The organism is Streptococcus sp. NSJ-72 (genome assembly GCF_014334035.1).
Taxonomy (GTDB): domain Bacteria; phylum Bacillota; class Bacilli; order Lactobacillales; family Streptococcaceae; genus Streptococcus; species Streptococcus constellatus.
The window spans coordinates 120,552-137,295 of record NZ_CP060489.1 but is presented as its reverse complement, the minus strand read 5'-3'; the positions used below and the strand labels follow the sequence as shown (position 1 = coordinate 137,295).

At 39.0% G+C, this 16,744-nt stretch carries 16 protein-coding genes, 1 tRNA gene and 1 pseudogene; 7 read left to right on the top strand and 11 right to left on the bottom strand.

The features are described from left to right. The first annotated feature begins 244 nt into the window (after positions 1-244). Positions 245-2,497, top strand: coding sequence for a bifunctional glutamate--cysteine ligase GshA/glutathione synthetase GshB (gene gshAB, locus H8787_RS00730; RefSeq protein WP_187328020.1), 2,253 nt, complete (start codon positions 245-247; stop codon positions 2,495-2,497). An 88-nt stretch (positions 2,498-2,585) separates the two neighbouring features. Here the strand turns inward: gshAB and H8787_RS00725 are convergent, their stop codons facing one another. Together H8787_RS00725 and H8787_RS00720 are read right to left on the bottom strand one after the other, a co-directional pair. Then, positions 2,586-3,143, bottom strand: coding sequence for a GNAT family N-acetyltransferase (locus H8787_RS00725; protein WP_006269719.1), 558 nt, complete (start codon positions 3,141-3,143; stop codon positions 2,586-2,588). A 156-nt stretch (positions 3,144-3,299) separates the two neighbouring features. Further along, positions 3,300-3,573, bottom strand: a pseudogene (locus H8787_RS00720) (alcohol dehydrogenase); the annotation flags it as partial. A gap of 287 nt (positions 3,574-3,860) precedes the next feature. Between H8787_RS00720 and H8787_RS00715 the strand changes: the two are divergent. From H8787_RS00715 to dusB, 4 genes are all read left to right on the top strand, one after another. Continuing rightward, a complete protein-coding gene (locus tag H8787_RS00715; RefSeq protein WP_006269727.1) occupies positions 3,861-4,679 on the top strand; it encodes a hypothetical protein in 819 nt (272 codons plus the stop codon). Positions 4,680-4,697: 18 nt separating this feature from the next. Beyond that, the gene (locus tag H8787_RS00710; RefSeq protein ID WP_049493814.1) at positions 4,698-5,969 is read left to right on the top strand and encodes a toxic anion resistance protein; all 1,272 of its coding nucleotides are present in this window, start codon (positions 4,698-4,700) and stop codon (positions 5,967-5,969) included. A 208-nt stretch (positions 5,970-6,177) separates the two neighbouring features. Continuing rightward, positions 6,178-7,050 carry an Hsp33 family molecular chaperone HslO gene (gene hslO / locus H8787_RS00705; protein ID WP_316242644.1) on the top strand — a complete coding sequence of 291 codons (873 nt, stop codon included), beginning with the start codon at positions 6,178-6,180 and terminating at the stop codon, positions 7,048-7,050. After that, the gene (dusB, locus tag H8787_RS00700) at positions 7,037-8,008 is read left to right on the top strand and encodes a tRNA dihydrouridine synthase DusB (RefSeq protein WP_162614551.1); all 972 of its coding nucleotides are present in this window, start codon (positions 7,037-7,039) and stop codon (positions 8,006-8,008) included. Before hslO ends, dusB begins: the two co-directional genes overlap by 14 nt. A 70-nt stretch (positions 8,009-8,078) precedes the next feature. On the opposite strand, the gene H8787_RS00695 is transcribed toward dusB, so the two are convergent. Genes H8787_RS00695 through H8787_RS00685 form a run of 3 tightly spaced genes read right to left on the bottom strand, consistent with a single transcriptional unit; the run spans position 8,079 to position 11,460 of the window. Continuing rightward, positions 8,079-8,519: a GNAT family N-acetyltransferase gene (locus H8787_RS00695; RefSeq protein WP_003071075.1), complete on the bottom strand. Its 441-nt coding sequence runs from the start codon at positions 8,517-8,519 to the stop codon at positions 8,079-8,081. Positions 8,520-8,565: 46 nt separating this feature from the next. Next, on the bottom strand, positions 8,566-10,995 hold the full coding sequence (locus tag H8787_RS00690; protein ID WP_058670050.1) for an ATP-dependent Clp protease ATP-binding subunit: 2,430 nt from the start codon (positions 10,993-10,995) through the stop codon (positions 8,566-8,568). A gap of 3 nt (positions 10,996-10,998) precedes the next feature. Further along, the gene (locus tag H8787_RS00685) at positions 10,999-11,460 is read right to left on the bottom strand and encodes a CtsR family transcriptional regulator (protein ID WP_037597472.1); all 462 of its coding nucleotides are present in this window, start codon (positions 11,458-11,460) and stop codon (positions 10,999-11,001) included. Positions 11,461-11,720: 260 nt separating this feature from the next. Here H8787_RS00685 and H8787_RS00680 point away from each other — a divergent pair, with 260 nt between their 5' ends. Then, positions 11,721-12,071, top strand: coding sequence for a hypothetical protein (locus H8787_RS00680; RefSeq protein ID WP_003071086.1), 351 nt, complete (start codon positions 11,721-11,723; stop codon positions 12,069-12,071). 76 nt (positions 12,072-12,147) lie between these two features. Here H8787_RS00680 and tsf read toward each other — a convergent pair whose 3' ends face one another. Together tsf and rpsB are read right to left on the bottom strand one after the other, a co-directional pair. Further along, positions 12,148-13,191 carry a translation elongation factor Ts gene (gene tsf / locus H8787_RS00675; RefSeq protein ID WP_126441067.1) on the bottom strand — a complete coding sequence of 348 codons (1,044 nt, stop codon included), beginning with the start codon at positions 13,189-13,191 and terminating at the stop codon, positions 12,148-12,150. 82 nt (positions 13,192-13,273) lie between these two features. After that, on the bottom strand, positions 13,274-14,056 hold the full coding sequence (rpsB, locus tag H8787_RS00670) for a 30S ribosomal protein S2 (RefSeq protein ID WP_187328018.1): 783 nt from the start codon (positions 14,054-14,056) through the stop codon (positions 13,274-13,276). A gap of 296 nt (positions 14,057-14,352) precedes the next feature. Between rpsB and H8787_RS00665 the strand changes: the two genes are divergently transcribed. Further along, positions 14,353-14,423: transfer RNA gene (locus H8787_RS00665), tRNA-Cys, on the top strand. A 274-nt stretch (positions 14,424-14,697) separates the two neighbouring features. Here the strand turns inward: H8787_RS00665 and H8787_RS00660 are convergent. From H8787_RS00660 to rpmG, 4 genes are all read right to left on the bottom strand, one after another. Continuing rightward, the gene (locus tag H8787_RS00660) at positions 14,698-15,483 is read right to left on the bottom strand and encodes a hypothetical protein (protein WP_187328017.1); all 786 of its coding nucleotides are present in this window, start codon (positions 15,481-15,483) and stop codon (positions 14,698-14,700) included. Between the two features lie 207 nt (positions 15,484-15,690). Next, on the bottom strand, positions 15,691-16,227 hold the full coding sequence (nusG, locus tag H8787_RS00655) for a transcription termination/antitermination protein NusG (protein ID WP_003071098.1): 537 nt from the start codon (positions 16,225-16,227) through the stop codon (positions 15,691-15,693). Between the two features lie 144 nt (positions 16,228-16,371). Beyond that, positions 16,372-16,548, bottom strand: a complete 177-nt coding sequence (gene secE, locus H8787_RS00650; RefSeq protein WP_003071100.1) for a preprotein translocase subunit SecE — start codon at positions 16,546-16,548, stop codon at positions 16,372-16,374. A gap of 9 nt (positions 16,549-16,557) precedes the next feature. After that, the gene (rpmG, locus tag H8787_RS00645) at positions 16,558-16,710 is read right to left on the bottom strand and encodes a 50S ribosomal protein L33 (protein ID WP_020997544.1); all 153 of its coding nucleotides are present in this window, start codon (positions 16,708-16,710) and stop codon (positions 16,558-16,560) included. Positions 16,711-16,744: the final 34 nt, after the last annotated feature.

Sequence of the window (16,744 nt, the reverse complement as noted above, 5' to 3'; positions counted from 1 at the left end):
GGAGTCTCACCCGCAATTATATCTTACACTTTATTATAAGAAAAATTCCTTCTTTTTTCAAGATAAGACCGCCATCGTTATTTGCAAATGACGAAGTTTGAACATCTCACCTTTGTAAAATCTGTATCTTATCTAAAATTATGATCATTTTCTTTTAAAAAAGTTCGGAAAACGTAGTAGAAATTTGTCTTCTAAGCATTTTTATAATAGACTAAAAGTATTAGAAAACAAACAGGGATTTACCATGAACATCAATCACTTATTCGAAAAATTAGCAGCAGATGCACCTATTTTACAAGCTACTTTCGGGTTGGAAAGGGAGGGCTTGCGTGTCAATCAAAACGGGAAATTAGCACAAACTCCTCATCCTCAAGCATTTGGAAGCCGTAATTTTCACCCGACGATTCAGACCGATTTTAGTGAGCAGCAATTAGAACTCATCACCCCAATTGCTCCTTCTACAAAAGAAGCAAGGCGTTTTCTCGCTGCCATTACTGATGTAGCTGGACGCACCATCCAAAAAAATGAAGCAATCTGGCCACTCTCTATGCCCCCAAAATTGTCACCAGCAGAAATTCAAATCGCTCATTTAGAAAACGATTTTGAGCGTCATTATCGAGAAAGTTTAGCAGAAAAATATGGAAAAACGCTACAAGCCATCTCAGGCATTCACTACAACATGGAGTTGGGACCAGACTTGATCCAAGCTCTTTTCAAGGTCAGTGATTACAAGAATATTCGTCTGTTTAAAAATGACCTCTATCTCAAATTGGCTCGAAACTTTTTACGTTTTCGCTGGTTTCTGACTTATTTATACGGGGCAGCACCAATTGCTGAGGAAGGATTCTTGACAAGGGAGATTTCTCAGCCTGTTCGCTCTATCCGCAATAGTGATCTTGGTTATGTCAATGATCAAAAGATTCATATCTCTTATACCTCACTAGAATCTTATGTGAGCGATATAGAGAAATACGTAGCACAAGGCGATTTAATTGCTGAGAAAGAATGCTACATGCCTGTTCGTTTCCGTGGGCAAAAAGAAAATCGACTTTACTTAGAAAAAGGAATCACTTATTTAGAATTCCGCTGCTTTGACCTTGATCCTTTTGAGGTGCTGGGAATCAGTCAGGAGACAATGGACACGGTTCATCTCTTTTTGCTTGCCTTGCTCTGGCTCGATGATATAGCAGAACCTGATGAACTTCTAAATCAAGCCCATGCTCTAAATGAGCAAATCGCTCTTAGCCACCCTCTGGCTCCGCTACCAGTTGAAGCTGATACCGACTTACTTCTTGAATCCATGCAAGCTGTTATTCATCATTTTGAACTAAGTCCCTACTATCAAAACTTGCTTCAACATGCAAGAAATGCAGTAGCTGATCCCAACCTGACCCTTGCCGCTCAGCTCTTGCCTTATCTTCGAAACCAGTCCTTAGAAGCCTTTGGTTTAGAAAAAGCCAAGGAATACCACAACTACGCTTGGCATGCACATTATGCGCTGAAAGGCTATGAAAATATGGAACTCTCCACTCAAATGCTCCTCTTTGATGCTATTCAAAAAGGAGTACAAGTAGAAATCTTAGACGAAAGTGACCAGTTTTTAAAGCTTCAACATAAAGATCATATCGAGTATGTCAAAAATGGCAATATGACTTCTAAAGATAACTACATTGTACCCTTAGCCATGGCAAATAAGACGGTAACCAAGAAAATTTTATCTGCTGCTGGTTTTCCTGTTCCTGCTGGAGCCGAATTTTCCACTCTAGAAGAAGGTATAGCTTACTATTCTTTTATCAAGGACAAATCGATTGTCATCAAGCCTAAATCCACTAACTTCGGTTTAGGAATTTCTATTTTTCAAGAACCTACCAATCTAGATAGTTACCAAAAAGCATTGGAAATTGCCTTTTCAGAAGACAGCTCTGTTCTTGTTGAGGAATTTATCGCAGGAACCGAGTACCGCTTTTTCGTCCTAGATGGCAAATGTGAGGCGGTGCTCCTACGTTTGCCGGCAAACGTTAGAGGAGACGGTCAGCACACTATTCGAGAGTTGGTCGCTACGAAAAATACCAATCCCCTGCGCGGTCGAGATCACCGCTCTCCTTTGGAAAGAATCAAACTAGGAGAGATCGAGCTACTCATGCTAGAACAGCAAGGTTATAAAGCAGACGATATCTTACCAAAAGGAGGTCAAGTCTTTCTCCGTCGCAATTCTAATATTTCTACTGGCGGAGATTCAATAGATATGACTGAAGCTATGCATCCTTCCTACAAGAAACTAGCAGCAGAAATGGCAACTGCTATAGGAGCTTGGGTCTGCGGTGTAGATCTCATTATCCCAGATAGCACATTGCCAGCCAGCAAAAAAGAGCCCAACTGTACTTGCATTGAGCTTAATTTTAACCCATCCATGTATATGCACACCTATTGTACAGAAGGACCCGGTCAAAGCATTACGCCTAACATTTTAGCGAAACTTTTCCCAGAAATCTATTAATCTTTATACCACAAAAAACGAGCAAAACAGCTCGTTTTTATATATAACTTTCGGATAAAAATAGAACGGTTTGATAATGCTTCGCAGCTTACTCCCAGTCTCTTCCATGACCATGTTTGATTTCAAATTCAAAATAGCCATCTTCTTGAATCTTTTTGAAAATGTCCCGATAGGCTTCCTCATCAAAAAACGCTCCTTTATAAAGGATTTCAAAACTCAACCCATCGTATTCTAAATAGGCGTGCGAAGAGCAAAAACCGTTTCGCTTGTAGAAATCCATTCGAGCTTTTCGTTGTTCTAGATTATCACAAGGCTCATCCAGACGTTCTACTTCTAAAACCATGGTTCTTTGATAAAAATCCACCAACTTATCAATAATCTTCCCGCCATAACCATGACTACGCAAATGAGGCATAATCGCAAAAAAGCTGATATAAAAGGCTCTTTCATTGTAAACTGAAAAGGCAAAACCGACAAATTCATTGCCATCATAAAAGGCAAAAAAATGAGAATATTCCCCATCTCCATAGCGTAGCAACTCGGATAGCGGTGCACGCTCCTCCTCAGGAAAGGCTTCTGTATTGAGTTGTTCTACTTTTTCTAAATCCGGAAATTCGGCTGTAATAATTTGACTAGTTAAGGACATCGCTTTCCTCTTTCTAACCCATTTTTCTTTTATTTTACCAAAAATTAAGATATTTGAGAACTTTGGGGCAAAAATGCAAACGATAAAAAAGTGATCGAGACAATGTCGTCGACCGCTCATTAAATTGAGATTGAATTGCAAAAATAGGAACCGCTCTTACTCCATCACAATCATAGCTTTAATCGTTTTTCTGTCAGCCATGTCTTTGTAGGCTTGGTCAATCTCGTCCAATTTGTAAGATTGAGTGAACACTTTTCCAGGATTGATTTGACCGTCTAGAACTGCTTTTAGCAAGACTTCTTTGTCATAAGTGGTGCAAGAAGCTTCCGCCAGCCATTGCCAAGTTGGCCATCCAATAGTCACCAATATTGATGTCTCCTGTATGAGGTACGCCGACTCGTCCGACAATAGCGCCTGGACGCGTAACTTCCTATACTTCCATTCTCCCCAGCTTCACAAATACTGCTGCTTTCATCTTATTTCCCCTTTCTCTATTAAAAAGATGAAACTTCATACCCATCAAGAAGATGAAACAGTTATATTTTCGTTATATACCTTAGAGTTAACTCTAAGTCAAGAATTTTTTGAAAAATCTTGCTAGCCTTTGCTTATATTCAACTAAACTTTTTATTAAACATATCGTTCAGTACCGTCTTTTATACATTTTTATGCTAAAATAGACTTAGAAATTTCAGAAGAAACAGGATTAGATACTTTATGCCCAGAAGAAATTATAACAATGTACGTTCTAGAAGATGGATCGGTATACTGCTTATTCTTATCGCAGTTGGTATTATTATACAGTACCTCATTCCAATCCTTCTTTCCATCGGCATAGGCTACGGAATTTACTACTATGCAACTCATAAACCGAAAAAAATCACAGAGCCCAGCGCCAGTCAGCAAATTGAAGATTTGAAACAGGAAATCAGAGCTGCAGATAGTCGAATCAAACAGCTGGACAATTATCTGAAAGAAAAATCTTATGCAAATTACCAACAATTAGCTGATCAGCTCTTGCCTCAATTGAGTTATATTCAAGGCCGAGCTGACACCTTAAAAAAATATATCTCGCCTGAAATTTACCAGCGAATTCAACGGAAAGTGCAAAATGTAACAACCGATATCCATGAGCAACTACACAATCTTCGCGCTCAAACTTCCGAAAGTTTAAAATCAAACTTGGAGGAATTAGCACCTGAATTACTTGAAACTATTCACAATATTCAAATCGACCACGAAGCGATTCTCAAGAAAATTTCTCAGTCAGAAAGCAACAACAAGGAAGAATTAACTGCGATCCATCAGTCTCAAATGGAGCATTATGAGGATATTTTGGAAGGCTACCTAAAAATCAAGACTTCACCGAAAGATTTTTATAATGCAGAAGAACGACTTTCTAGCGCCAAAGCAGCTATTGAGCAGTTTGATTTAGACTTGGATGAAACACTCCGTCAACTCAATGAAGCAGATCTACGAGATTTTGATATCAGCTTGAGGATTTTAAGTAAAAAAGAACCCAATACCGAACTATAACCATCAAAAGGAGACCTTATGAGCCAAGAATTTAACTTTGACATCGACAAAATCGCTAATAATGCCATTTCCAAAACAGACAGAACTACTGAAATCATCGAATCAACCGAAACACAAGCAAACGGACAGATGAACTTTTTGGAGAAATTAACTCCTGAACAACAAGATGCGATCATAGCAAAAGCCCCTCAGCTGGTAGATAACTTTATTTCCGATCAAAATACTCTTTTAGATTTTGGGCAGGCTGCAGTCGAAGAAGTTAATAATACTGTTAATCGCATTTTAGCCGAACAAAAGAAACTTCAAATCCCACAAGTAGATGAATTGTTAAAAAACACCAACAAAGAGTTAAATGGTTTTGTTGCTAAATATAAGGATACTCAAATTGCAGAACTAGATAAAAAGCCAAATTTTTTAGAAAAACTCTTTAAACAAAGTAAGAACACCTTGCAAGAGTTCTATTTTGATTCACAAAATATTGAGCAAAAAATGGATAGTATGGCTGCCACTGTCGTCAAGCAAGAAGATCTGCTCGCACGCAATATCGTTTCTGCCGAAATGTTAATTGAAGACAACACCAAATCCATTGAAAATCTAGTCGGTGTCATTTCCTTTATCGAAGCCACTCAAAAAGAAGCTGGTGCGCGTGCCTCGACTCTTCAAAATGAGGTGGCACAATTAGATACTGCCACTCTCGATTACCAAACCAAATCACAAGAATTGGCTCGCTTAACTGAGGTTGTTAATACATTAGAACAACAACATACAGAATACATCAGCCGTCTATATGTCGCTTGGGCCACTACCCCGCAAATGCGTAATCTCGTAAAAGTATCTTCTGATATGCGCCAAAAACTTGGCATGCTCCGTCGCAATACCATTCCGACTATGAAGCTCTCTATCGCTCAACTAGGAATCCTGCAGCAATCAATGAAATCTGGTCAAGTAGCAGACGCTATTTCTAATGCCAACAATGCAGCGCTGCAAATGCTAGCTGAAACCAGCAAAGAAGTCATTCCACAAATGGAGAGGATTTCCCAAAATCCAACAATCGCTGTCGAATCCGTCACCAAATTAGCTGAAAGCTTAGTCGCTCAAAACCAAGGAATCATCTCTGCCATTGATAAAGGACGGGAAAAACGCGCTCTCCTTGAAGCAACTGTAATCAAATCCGCTGAAACCATTAATGACTCTGTTAAACTACGCGACCAAAAAATTATCCAAGCTTTGCTAGATCAGGGAAAAGAAATCCAAAAAGAAGTGGATGAACCGACTACAAGTGAGAAATAACGGGCTGAAACATGGAAGTAAGACAAAAATAAACTCTTGTGGTATGCTGTTTCATCCAAACAAAGTAACAGTATATAGCACTAACTCTTTGCCATGTAAATAATGACCAACCTCGTCAATTATGTGGGGCAGGACAACAAAATCACTTTCTTACGAAATACTGATTTTTGTCCCGCTCCCTTTTCTTTTTTATGTTACAATAAAAGGTATGGATAAGATTATTAAAACTATTTCAGAAAACGGAGCTTTCCGAGCTTATGTACTAGATAGTACCGAAACTGTTCGAACGGCTCAGGAAAAACACCAGACCCTTGCTAGCTCAACCGTAGCGTTAGGCCGCACACTCATTGCCAGTCAAATCCTTGCCGCAAACGAAAAAGGAGATACAAAAATCACCGTCAAAGTACTAGGGACAAGCTCTCTCGGTGCGATTATCACCGTCGCAGATACAAAAGGTACTGTCAAAGGCTATGTGCAAAATTCCGGTGTGGACATTAAAAAAACTGCAACAGGTGAAGTGTTGGTTGGACCATTCGTTGGAAATGGCGAATTTCTCGTTATTACGGATTATGGAACTGGAAATCCTTATCATTCTATGACTCCACTCGTTTCTGGTGAGATTGGAGAAGACCTTGCATTCTATCTAACAGAAAGTCAACAGACTCCTTCAGCTGTTGGCTTGAACGTTCTACTAGATACCAACGACAAGGTCAAGGTTGCTGGCGGATTTCTCTTGCAAGTTCTCCCTGGTGCCAAAGAAGAAGAAATCACCCGCTTTGAAAAACGAATCCAAGAAATGCCTGCTATTTCAACACTTTTGGAATCTGAAAACCATATTGAAGCCTTGCTTTCAGCTATCTATGGCAACGATCCCTACAAACGTTTGTCAGAAGAAGAGCTCCGCTTCCAATGCGATTGCAGCAAAGATCGGTTTTTAAATGCCCTCTCAAGTCTACCTAAGTCAGATCTTGAAGAAATGCGAGATGAAGACCACGGTGCTGAAATCACTTGCCAATTCTGCCAAAGCACATATCATTTTGACGAAAAAGACTTGGAGGAACTCATTCGTGACAAATCTTAACACCCCTTTTCTGATTGGCGATGTAAAAATTCCCAACCGAACTGTTCTCGCTCCTATGGCAGGAGTGACCAATTCAGCTTTTCGGACAATTGCAAAAGAGCTTGGCGCAGGACTTGTCGTCATGGAAATGGTTTCAGACAAGGGCATTCAATACAACAACGAAAAAACACTCCACATGCTGCATATTGACGAAGAAGAACATCCCGTTTCCATTCAGTTGTTTGGCAGTGACGAAGATAGTTTGGCGCGCGCAGCCGAATTTATCCAAGAAAATACCCAAACAGATATTGTGGACATCAATATGGGCTGTCCCGTCAATAAAATTGTTAAAAACGAAGCTGGGGCAAAATGGCTCAAAGATCCAGAAAAAATCTATTCTATTATCAATAAAGTTCGTTCTGTTCTAGATATTCCGTTAACCGTGAAAATGCGTACTGGTTGGGCAGATGCCTCACTAGCTGTGGAAAATGCTCTTGCAGCTGAAGCTGCTGGTGCGGCAGCGCTGGCTATGCATGGACGTACACGCGAGCAGATGTATACTGGTCACGCTGATCTTGAAACCCTCCACAATGTTGCGCAAGCCTTAACCAAGATTCCTTTTATTGCCAATGGCGATATTCGTACTGTCCAAGATGCTCAACAGCGTATAGAAGAAGTGGGGGCAGATGCTGTCATGATTGGGCGCGCTGCTATGGGCAATCCGTATCTTTTTCATCAGATTAACCACTATTTTGAAACAGGAGAAATCCTGCCTGATCTCAGCTTTGAGGATAAAATGCAAGTCGCTTACGATCATTTGAAACGTCTAATTGACCTCAAGGGCGAGCATATCGCCATTAGAGAATTTCGTGGCTTAGCACCTCATTACCTCCGCGGAACAGCTGGTGCTGCCAAACTCCGCAGCGCTATTTCCCAAGCCAACAGTCTTGCAGAAATTGAAGAATTGCTACAAGTTTAAACATTAAAAAAACACCAATCATCTGGGAAATTATTCCTAAATGGTTGATGTTTTTTATTAGTCATTTCTACTAGGTATCCAGCCGAACCATTTCAGTCCTTGCTTGATTGCGGTAAATGAGATCTTCTCGAACAGAGAATCCTAATTTCTCCCAAAACTTGTTTCCTTCTGCATTCCTTTTAAAGACAACCAAGGCAACCTTATGAATTTTCAACTCATCTAAGACAGTTAAAACTGTTTCAACCAACTGTCGAGCAATCCATCTCCTACGGTAATTCGGATGAACAGCTGTATGATAGATATACGCCCTTCGACCATCAAAGCCAACTAAAATCGCTCCAATAATTATTTGATTTTCTACTGCTACCAGACAAGTTTGAGGGTTCCTTTTTAGAAACTGTGCAATCCCCTCCTTAGAATCATCCAAATGATTTAAGCCCATACCTGCACATGACAGCCATAATTGGTAAACTTGGTCGTAATCTGCTTCTACCATTTCACGAATATCCATATTAAAATACCTTATCTATTCCCTGATGAATGCTTCGAATAAAAACTCAGAGCACTTCAAACTTCAATTTTCCAGCCTTGACACCGACTTTCAAGCTTTGTCCCGTTTTTAGCTCACCTGCTAAAAGTAATTCTGATAAATGGTCTTCCACCCGAGTTTGTAGAATTCGACGCAATGGACGAGCTCCCATTTCAGGATCATAGCCCTCTTGAGCTAGAAGCTTCAAAGCACTCGGCTGGAATTTGAGTTTAATTCCTTTTTCTGCAAGACTAGAAATGAGCGGTTGCACCATAATTTTCACCACTTCCTGCATGTCTTCGCTAGTCAAACTGTGAAAAACAACCTTTTCATCAATTCGGTTAATAAATTCTGGACGATAAGCTTTCTTTAGCTCTTCCATCATTCGTTTTTCCATATTTTCATGATCAAAACGAACATCTCTTGCTCCAAAACCAACCGTCTTGTCGTCCCGCAAACTTGTCGCACCAAGATTGCTGGTCATAATGATAATGGTATTGGAAAAATCCACCTTACGCCCCTTGCTGTCTGTCAGCACCCCGTCATCTAAGACTTGGAGAAGCACATTGAAAATATCAGGATGAGCTTTTTCTACCTCATCAAAGAGGAGCACAGAGTACGGACGATTGCGAACTTTTTCAGTCAATTCGCCCCCTTCTTCATAACCAACATAACCTGGAGGCGCTCCATTGAGGCGACTGGCAGCAAATTTTTCCATGTATTCACTCATATCAAAACGAATCAGTGCTGTTTCGTCATCAAAGAGAACTTCTGCCAAAGCCTTAGCTAGCTCAGTTTTTCCGACTCCGGTTGGCCCTAAGAACATAAAGGAGCCAATTGGACGCTTGCTAGTGCGGATACCAGATTGATTGCGCCTAATCGCTCGACTAATAGCAGAAATTGCTTCATTTTGCCCAATGACCCGCTTGTGCAGTTCCTTTTCTAAATTGAGGTATTTCTTCGCATCTGTTTGCGTCAACTTTTGCACGGGAATACCTGATAAACTGCTGAGCGTTGCCAAAACATCCTCGTCTTTCACTCTTAATTTATAGACAATCGGCTGACTCTCTTTCTCCAACAACGTACTAACTTTGTTCCAATTGCCTGCCATTAAAGCCTCGTCTGCTGCACTCAATTCGACTTTTACGTGATTTTGCGGACCTTTATTTTGTACTGTTGCAGCGGCTTCATCTAGCAAATCAATGGCCGAATCCGGTAGATGTTTGCTTGTTAGATAACGATGAGCATACTTAACAGCCGTCTCAATGGCCGAATCCGTAATCACGACCTTGTGGTGATCTTCATAAGTTTTCTTTAGCCCTTGTAAAATCGCAATACTATCAGCTACTGTTGGCTCTTCAATAGCAACCTTAGCAAAGCGCCGTGAAAGAGCTGCGTCCTTTTCAATATATTTCTGGTACTCTTCTTGTGTCGTTGCGCCGACCGTTCTGAGTGTCCCTCTGGCCAAAGCCGGCTTGAGAATATTTGCTGCATCTAATGTCGAGTCAATCCCGCTACCCGACCCCATAATAGTATGAAGCTCATCAATGAAAAGAATGACATGTCCATCTGCTTCAATATCATTGATAATATTGTTCATCCGTTCCTCAAAATCACCACGAAAACGAGTTCCAGCCACCACATTCATTAAATCTAGCTCTAAAACTCTCATCTTTGCAAGCTCATTTGGAACTTGACCAGCTGCCACACGTTGCGCCAAACCAAGGGCTAATGCTGTCTTCCCAACTCCTGCATCTCCTACCAAAACTGGATTATTTTTCGTCTTGCGACTTAAAATCTGAAGCATGCGAGAAATCTCTTTATCCCGCCCAATGACCGGTTCTAAAAGACCCGTATGAGCCATTTCGGTTAAATCACGAGTATAATCTTCTAGTCCGCCACTGGTTGCAGGAGGCATTCCCATCATATTAGCCATCGTTTGTCTTGTTGCTGCAGCATTTTTATTTAGGTGACGAATCGCCTTTAAATCCTCTTTATTCCAGCTTGCCTTATGCTCTAAATTTTTCCGAAGATCTGTCATGCGTAGAGCACCTTCTTTATCTTCGTAACTAAAACCAATAAATTCAAGAATACGCGCTGCCAAACTTCCTCGGTCAAATAACATAGCTAGCAACACATGCTCTGTCCCAAGGTTCTTGGCATGAACCGCCTCTGCAATTTGTTCAGCAGTCAAAAATAACACTTTCATGCGATAAGAAAACGGCCAAATAGTAAAAGCTCCCTCTTGTTGATAGACTTTCCCCGTGATATGAAAAGCCGCCTTTTCAAAATCATCAATTTCAAGTGGATAATCATTTAAAACTGAACCAGCAACACTATAAGGATTATTTGCCATAGCAATCAACAGCTGCCAAGACTCTAAATAATCCGTTTCAAAATGACTTGCTAATAACTGTGCTGATTCAATACTTTCTGTCAAAGCTTTTGAATGTTTCATATATTAGTTTTTCCCTTTTCTATCAACTTGCTGTAAAATTTTCTTTAACATCCGCGCACGAATCTGTGCAGCATTTGTCCCCAATACCCTGTCTGTTGTCGTTGCTAAAAGAAGATTCCCTTCTCGTTCTGTCATGATCTGTTCATCAAATAACAGCTGAATAATATCTGTAAAGATCTGATGGCTAATCTGCTCACCAACGCTATGCAACAAATCACAAAGCAACTCATGGTGATTGGAAAATTCAATTCGACCAATCCGAATATAGCCTCCTCCACCACGCTTACTTTCAACAACATAGCCACGACTCTCCGTAAAGCGCGTCTTTATTACATAATTTATCTGGCTAGGAACAACCTGAAAAACGTCCGCAATTTCGCTTCGCTTCAGCTCCGCAATCCCTGCCTGTGCCAAAAGAGTTTTAATATATTCTTCAATATTATCTGATGTATTTTTATTACTCATGACAACTCCTTTCTTTTTGGTCTCAGTCTATAAACAACTACCCACAACTGACATTGACTATCTTTGACTAATATTATACCGAAATTCTTCTCTTTTTAAAAGAAAAAGAGCTAAATGAAAAACTGAAAAGTCTGATTATTCAAGCAAGTGAAAAAGCTTATCTATCAGCAAAAATTCAAGTGTAAACGCTTGCCTTTTAATTTTAAAGCGTTATAATATAGATGAAAATTTGACGATATCAATAAAAGGAGGCCAAATGAATGAAAATGGATTGGTTCAAATATACACGTCATATACTGGTTTGGTTGTTTTCAACTTTATTCTTTTTTACAATTATTTCTGCTGACTATGTAGATGTTCAAGTCGCCACATTAGTCGCCTGTTTATTTGCCCCGTTTTTATTTGAACCGTCTTCAATAAAACCTAAAACAAAATGGACAATTGATTTAGCCATCGTTGTTACCAGTGTTTTTGCTATTCTTTTTACACAAACTTATCGAATTGCTTTCACCTACTCTGAAATTACTTATCTACTTATCTCCTTAGTTGTTTTAATCTTTGTAGACTTAGTCATTTCACACAAAGGATTCACGAAACGAATTGTAAAATAGTAACCGCAGCTAAAAAAGGTTAGAGAACTTCATCTGTTCTCTAACCTTTTGTTTGCCATTTACATAATTGATTAACTTAGTTTTGTCCAAGTGCAGCAGCCATTGTAGCAGCTACTTCTGATTCAAAATCATTGGCAGCTTTTTCAATACCGTCACCTACTTCAAAACGTGTAAAGCTAGCGATTGTAGCCCCTTGACTTTCAAGGAATGCTTCAACAGTTTTGCTGTCATCCATAATATAAATTTGGGCTAAGAGTGTATATTGTTGGTCAACTTTTGTGTTATCTAACATAAAGCGATCCATCTTACCAGGGATGATTTTGTCCCAGATTTTTTCTGGCTTACCTTCAGCCGCAAGACCTGCTTTAATATCTTCTTCAGCTTGTGCAATCACTTCATCTGTCAATTGAAGTTTAGAACCAAATTTGTAGTGTGGAAGTGCTGGTTTACCAACCATTGCACGGCTTTCATTGTCTTGGTCAATTTTATGGTTCATTTGAGCCAATTCATCATGGATAAATTCTTCGCTCAATTCTTTGTATGAAAGAACGGAAGGTTTCATAGCGGCAACATGCATTGCCACGTGTTTTGCAAGATCTTCGTCACTGCCAGAAAGAACTGTGATAACGCCGATACGTCCACCATTGTGTTGGTAAGCTCCAAATACTTGATCATCTGCTTTTTCAACAACTGCAAAACGACGGAATGAGATTTTTTCTCCGATTGTAGCAGTTGCACTAACATAAGCAGCTTCAAGTGTTTCACCTGAAGGCATTGTCAAAGCAAGTGCTTCTTCATTGTTCGCTGGTTTGCCTTCTGCAATCACTTTAGCCGTTTCGTTTACTAATTCAACAAATTGAGCATTTTTTGCTACAAAATCTGTTTCTGAATTCACTTCAACGATAGCAGCGATATTGCCACTCACATAGACACCAGTCAATCCTTCAGCAGCAACACGATCTGCTTTTTTAGCAGCTTTTGCCATACCTTTTTCACGAAGCAATTCGATTGCTTTTTCGATATCGCCATCTACTTCTACAAGTGCTTTTTTTGCATCCATGACACCAGCACCAGATTTTTCACGCAATTCTTTTACAAGCTTAGCTGTAATTTCTGCCATTTTGATCCTCCAATTAAGATATTACGATTTGATTGAATAAAAAGGGGAGGGCTAGGCCCCGCCCCATAGGTTCGTTACTTGATTATTCGTTTGAGCCTTCAACAACTTCAACGATTTCTTCGATAGAATCAGCTTGTGTATCAGTTGCAGCTAATTCTGCTTCTACTGATTCAACGTTATCTTCACCTTGACGCCCTTCGATAATCGCATCAGCCATTTTCGCAGTGATTAATTTAACAGCGCGGATAGCATCATCATTTGCTGGAATAATCACATCAATGTCATCTGGATCTGTATTCGTGTCGATCATCGCAACCACTGGAATACCAAGCTTCTTAGCTTCTTTTACAGCGATTTGTTCTTTATGTGGATCAACAACGTACATTACGTCTGGGATGCGAGGCATTTCTTCGATACCACCCAAGAATTTTTCAAGACGAGCGCGTTGTTTATTCAAAAGAGCGACTTCTTTCTTAGGAAGCACGTCAAAAATTCCGTCTTCTTCCATGCGTTTGATTTCTTTCAAACGAGCAACACGTTTTTGGATCGTTTCCCAGTTAGTGAGAGTTCCACCCAACCAACGGTGGTTGATGTAGTATTGACCTGCACGTTCTGCTTCATCTTTTACAGCATCAGCAGCTTGCTTTTTCGTACCAACAAACAAGATAACCGCATCGTTAGCAGCAGCATCGCGCATAAAATCATATGCTTGATCTGCAAATTTTACAGTTTGCTGAAGGTCAATTACGTGGATACCGTTACGTTCTGTAAAGATGTATTTCGCCATCTTAGGGTTCCAGCGACGAGTTTGGTGACCAAAGTGCACACCAGCCTCAAGAAGTTGTTTCATTGAAATTACTGCCATGAGTAAGATCTCCTTTTTGTTTTTTCCTCTTTCAGATTTCAACTTGCAAAATCACCCGTAGGCAACAATTTCACAATTCATCTGAAATGAGTATTTGCCGATTACACGACATCTACTATCATATCAAAAGTTCTTCTATTTTACAAGAGGTATTCTTCTTTTTTATAGTCTTCTCAATCTCCATCCGTTTATTCTATAGTTTAATCTTAGATGATGAAGCGCTACAATTTTACCGATAGAAACAAATCTACACTCTTGACGAAAACGATTTTTTACGATAAAATAGTAAAAGTTGTGGCGGTATAGCCAAGTGGTAAGGCACGGCTCTGCAAAAGCTTGATCGTCGGTTCAAATCCGTCTACCGCCTTTCAATACCTGACCTGTCAGGAATCAACCGAACAAAAAGCCTGTGAAATCAGGCTTTTTGTTTTACTTTGAAACTAATCTGGGAATAAATTTGAGGCTATCTATTTGGTAACACTTTATTTTGTTTATACATAAAAAGCGGACATCGCTGACCGCTTCTATTTTATTCACGTAATTCTGTACGGATTGCTTACTGTAATAGCTGACTAAAGTTCATTTTATTTCCTTTTTCTATCTCTACAAAGCAACTTATATGTAAAAATTATACTCTCAATCTACAATACCCATTCTAATAAAGTTGCAAGGTCATATTTGTATGCACTCATTCTATCATAGATTTGTTTTTGCCATTCTTTATCAAGAGTTCCATCACTATTGACAAAAAAGTTAGCATCCATGTAACGAATAATCATAAATTCAGAAGTCTTTTGATCAAAACCGTTTCCACGACTGAAATCTATTCCCTTCCCTGTATTTTTAGTAACAATCGCTTCAAATAAAGGTAAAGTAATTTCATTACAAGGAACCTTCATATCAGGCATATCCCAAAATGTCTTTTTATCACTTTTGTACAGTGCAAGATTTGAAATCGTACCATTTGTTACACATTGTACTCTACGAATATCTTCAATACTAATTTTATGCTTTGAGCCATAAATGATACCACTGGCAATACGGATTGCTTTTTCTTTCATGCTAAAAGCCAGTGTTATATCAAGATCCCTTAGGTTATTTGGGAAATCTTTTGTAAGTTTACTTGCTGCAAAAGCCAGTAGGATTGCTTTCGTTTCTAAAATGTTATGGCCATTATTGTAAATGGTGGTATCTGTATCAAATTCAGCCATATTCTTTCCATTCTTATCTCGAAAAATGAGATTATAACTTGAATTAGAGTTACAATAACGAAGTGACAAGATAGTAGAAACTTTATCAAATGAAATATTCAGATTTTTCTTTTCACTTTTTGCATCTAGATAAGAAAAACCATCATTTCTAACAATGACCGTACTTCCATTTTTACGGTTCAATTTGACTTCTTGATTTTCAAAAATAGTCTTCATAACTTCTCCTTAAAGATGATTTTTTTGTTCTATCAATCCTTATTATAACATTTTCAAAGAATTCTGTATTCGTTTTCAACAACTAGAAATCTATCATTATCAAGAGCATAAGCTCTTAGCGAGAATATCAAAACTTGCAAGTAAGCTAAAATAGCATATAAAAAGAGCTGGAAATTTTTCCCAACCCTTTTTATGTTTTTCAAGGAATTATAGCTCTGCAATTTGATTCAGATTTACTTCTGCAACCGTGTCATTGCCAAACATAGAGATAATCATTTTAACTTTGTTGTTGTCAATTTCGGTGATTTTACCTGTATAATCTGCAAAAGCTCCATCAATGATACGCACAGTATCGCCAACTTTCACATGAATATCGAATTCTTGAACGGTTTGTCCCATTGAAATCAAAATTTGGCGGATTTCCTCTTCCAAAAGCGGAGTTGGTTTAGAGCGATTTCCGTGTGAACCGACAAAACCAGTTACGTTTGGTGTGTTCCGTACGACAAACCACGCTTCATCTGTCATCACCATTTCTACCAAGACATAACCTGGAAAACGATTTTCTTCAACTTCTTTCGTTTTTCCATTTTTCTCTACTTGTACCGTTTGTGTTGGGATTTCCACGCGCAAAATGTTTTCCAACATATTGTAGGTTTGCGCACGTTGCAAAAGATTTTCTTTTACTTTATTTTCATAACCCGAGTAGGTTTGCAAAACAAACCAGCCTTTATCAAAACTGTCCATGAGTTCTTCCTTTCCTAAATAAAAAAGCCTGTGGGCTTCGGTTTCTTTCTAACCCTATTATACCATAAAAATAGCCAATGCAACCTTTTTACTGCTATTTTTTACAATAAAAACCTACTTGACAAATAGCAAGCAGGTTAAAAATTAAAAGATATTTAACAATCGTACTAAACCTCTTGTAACAAAGAGATCGAAAAGATAAATAATAACAACAAAGAAAGCGGTGTATTCCATGACTGAGATAAAATCTATCCAGCTTTGCTTTCTAGTTGGCCAAGTTGTATCTTTTAACACTTGAAATGTATCTCTGATGAATTTCACAACTTTCTCCTATCTAGTTTCTTTATGAATTGTATATTTACTGCAATGTTTACAATACTTATTTACTTCCAGACGTTTTGGTTTTGGCGTACTACTCAATTTAATTGAATAGTTTCTCGATCCACAAACCGTGCACGCCAGACTTGCTCTTTTTAGTGCCATAACGCCTCCATTCTATTTATTATATCAGGAAAGC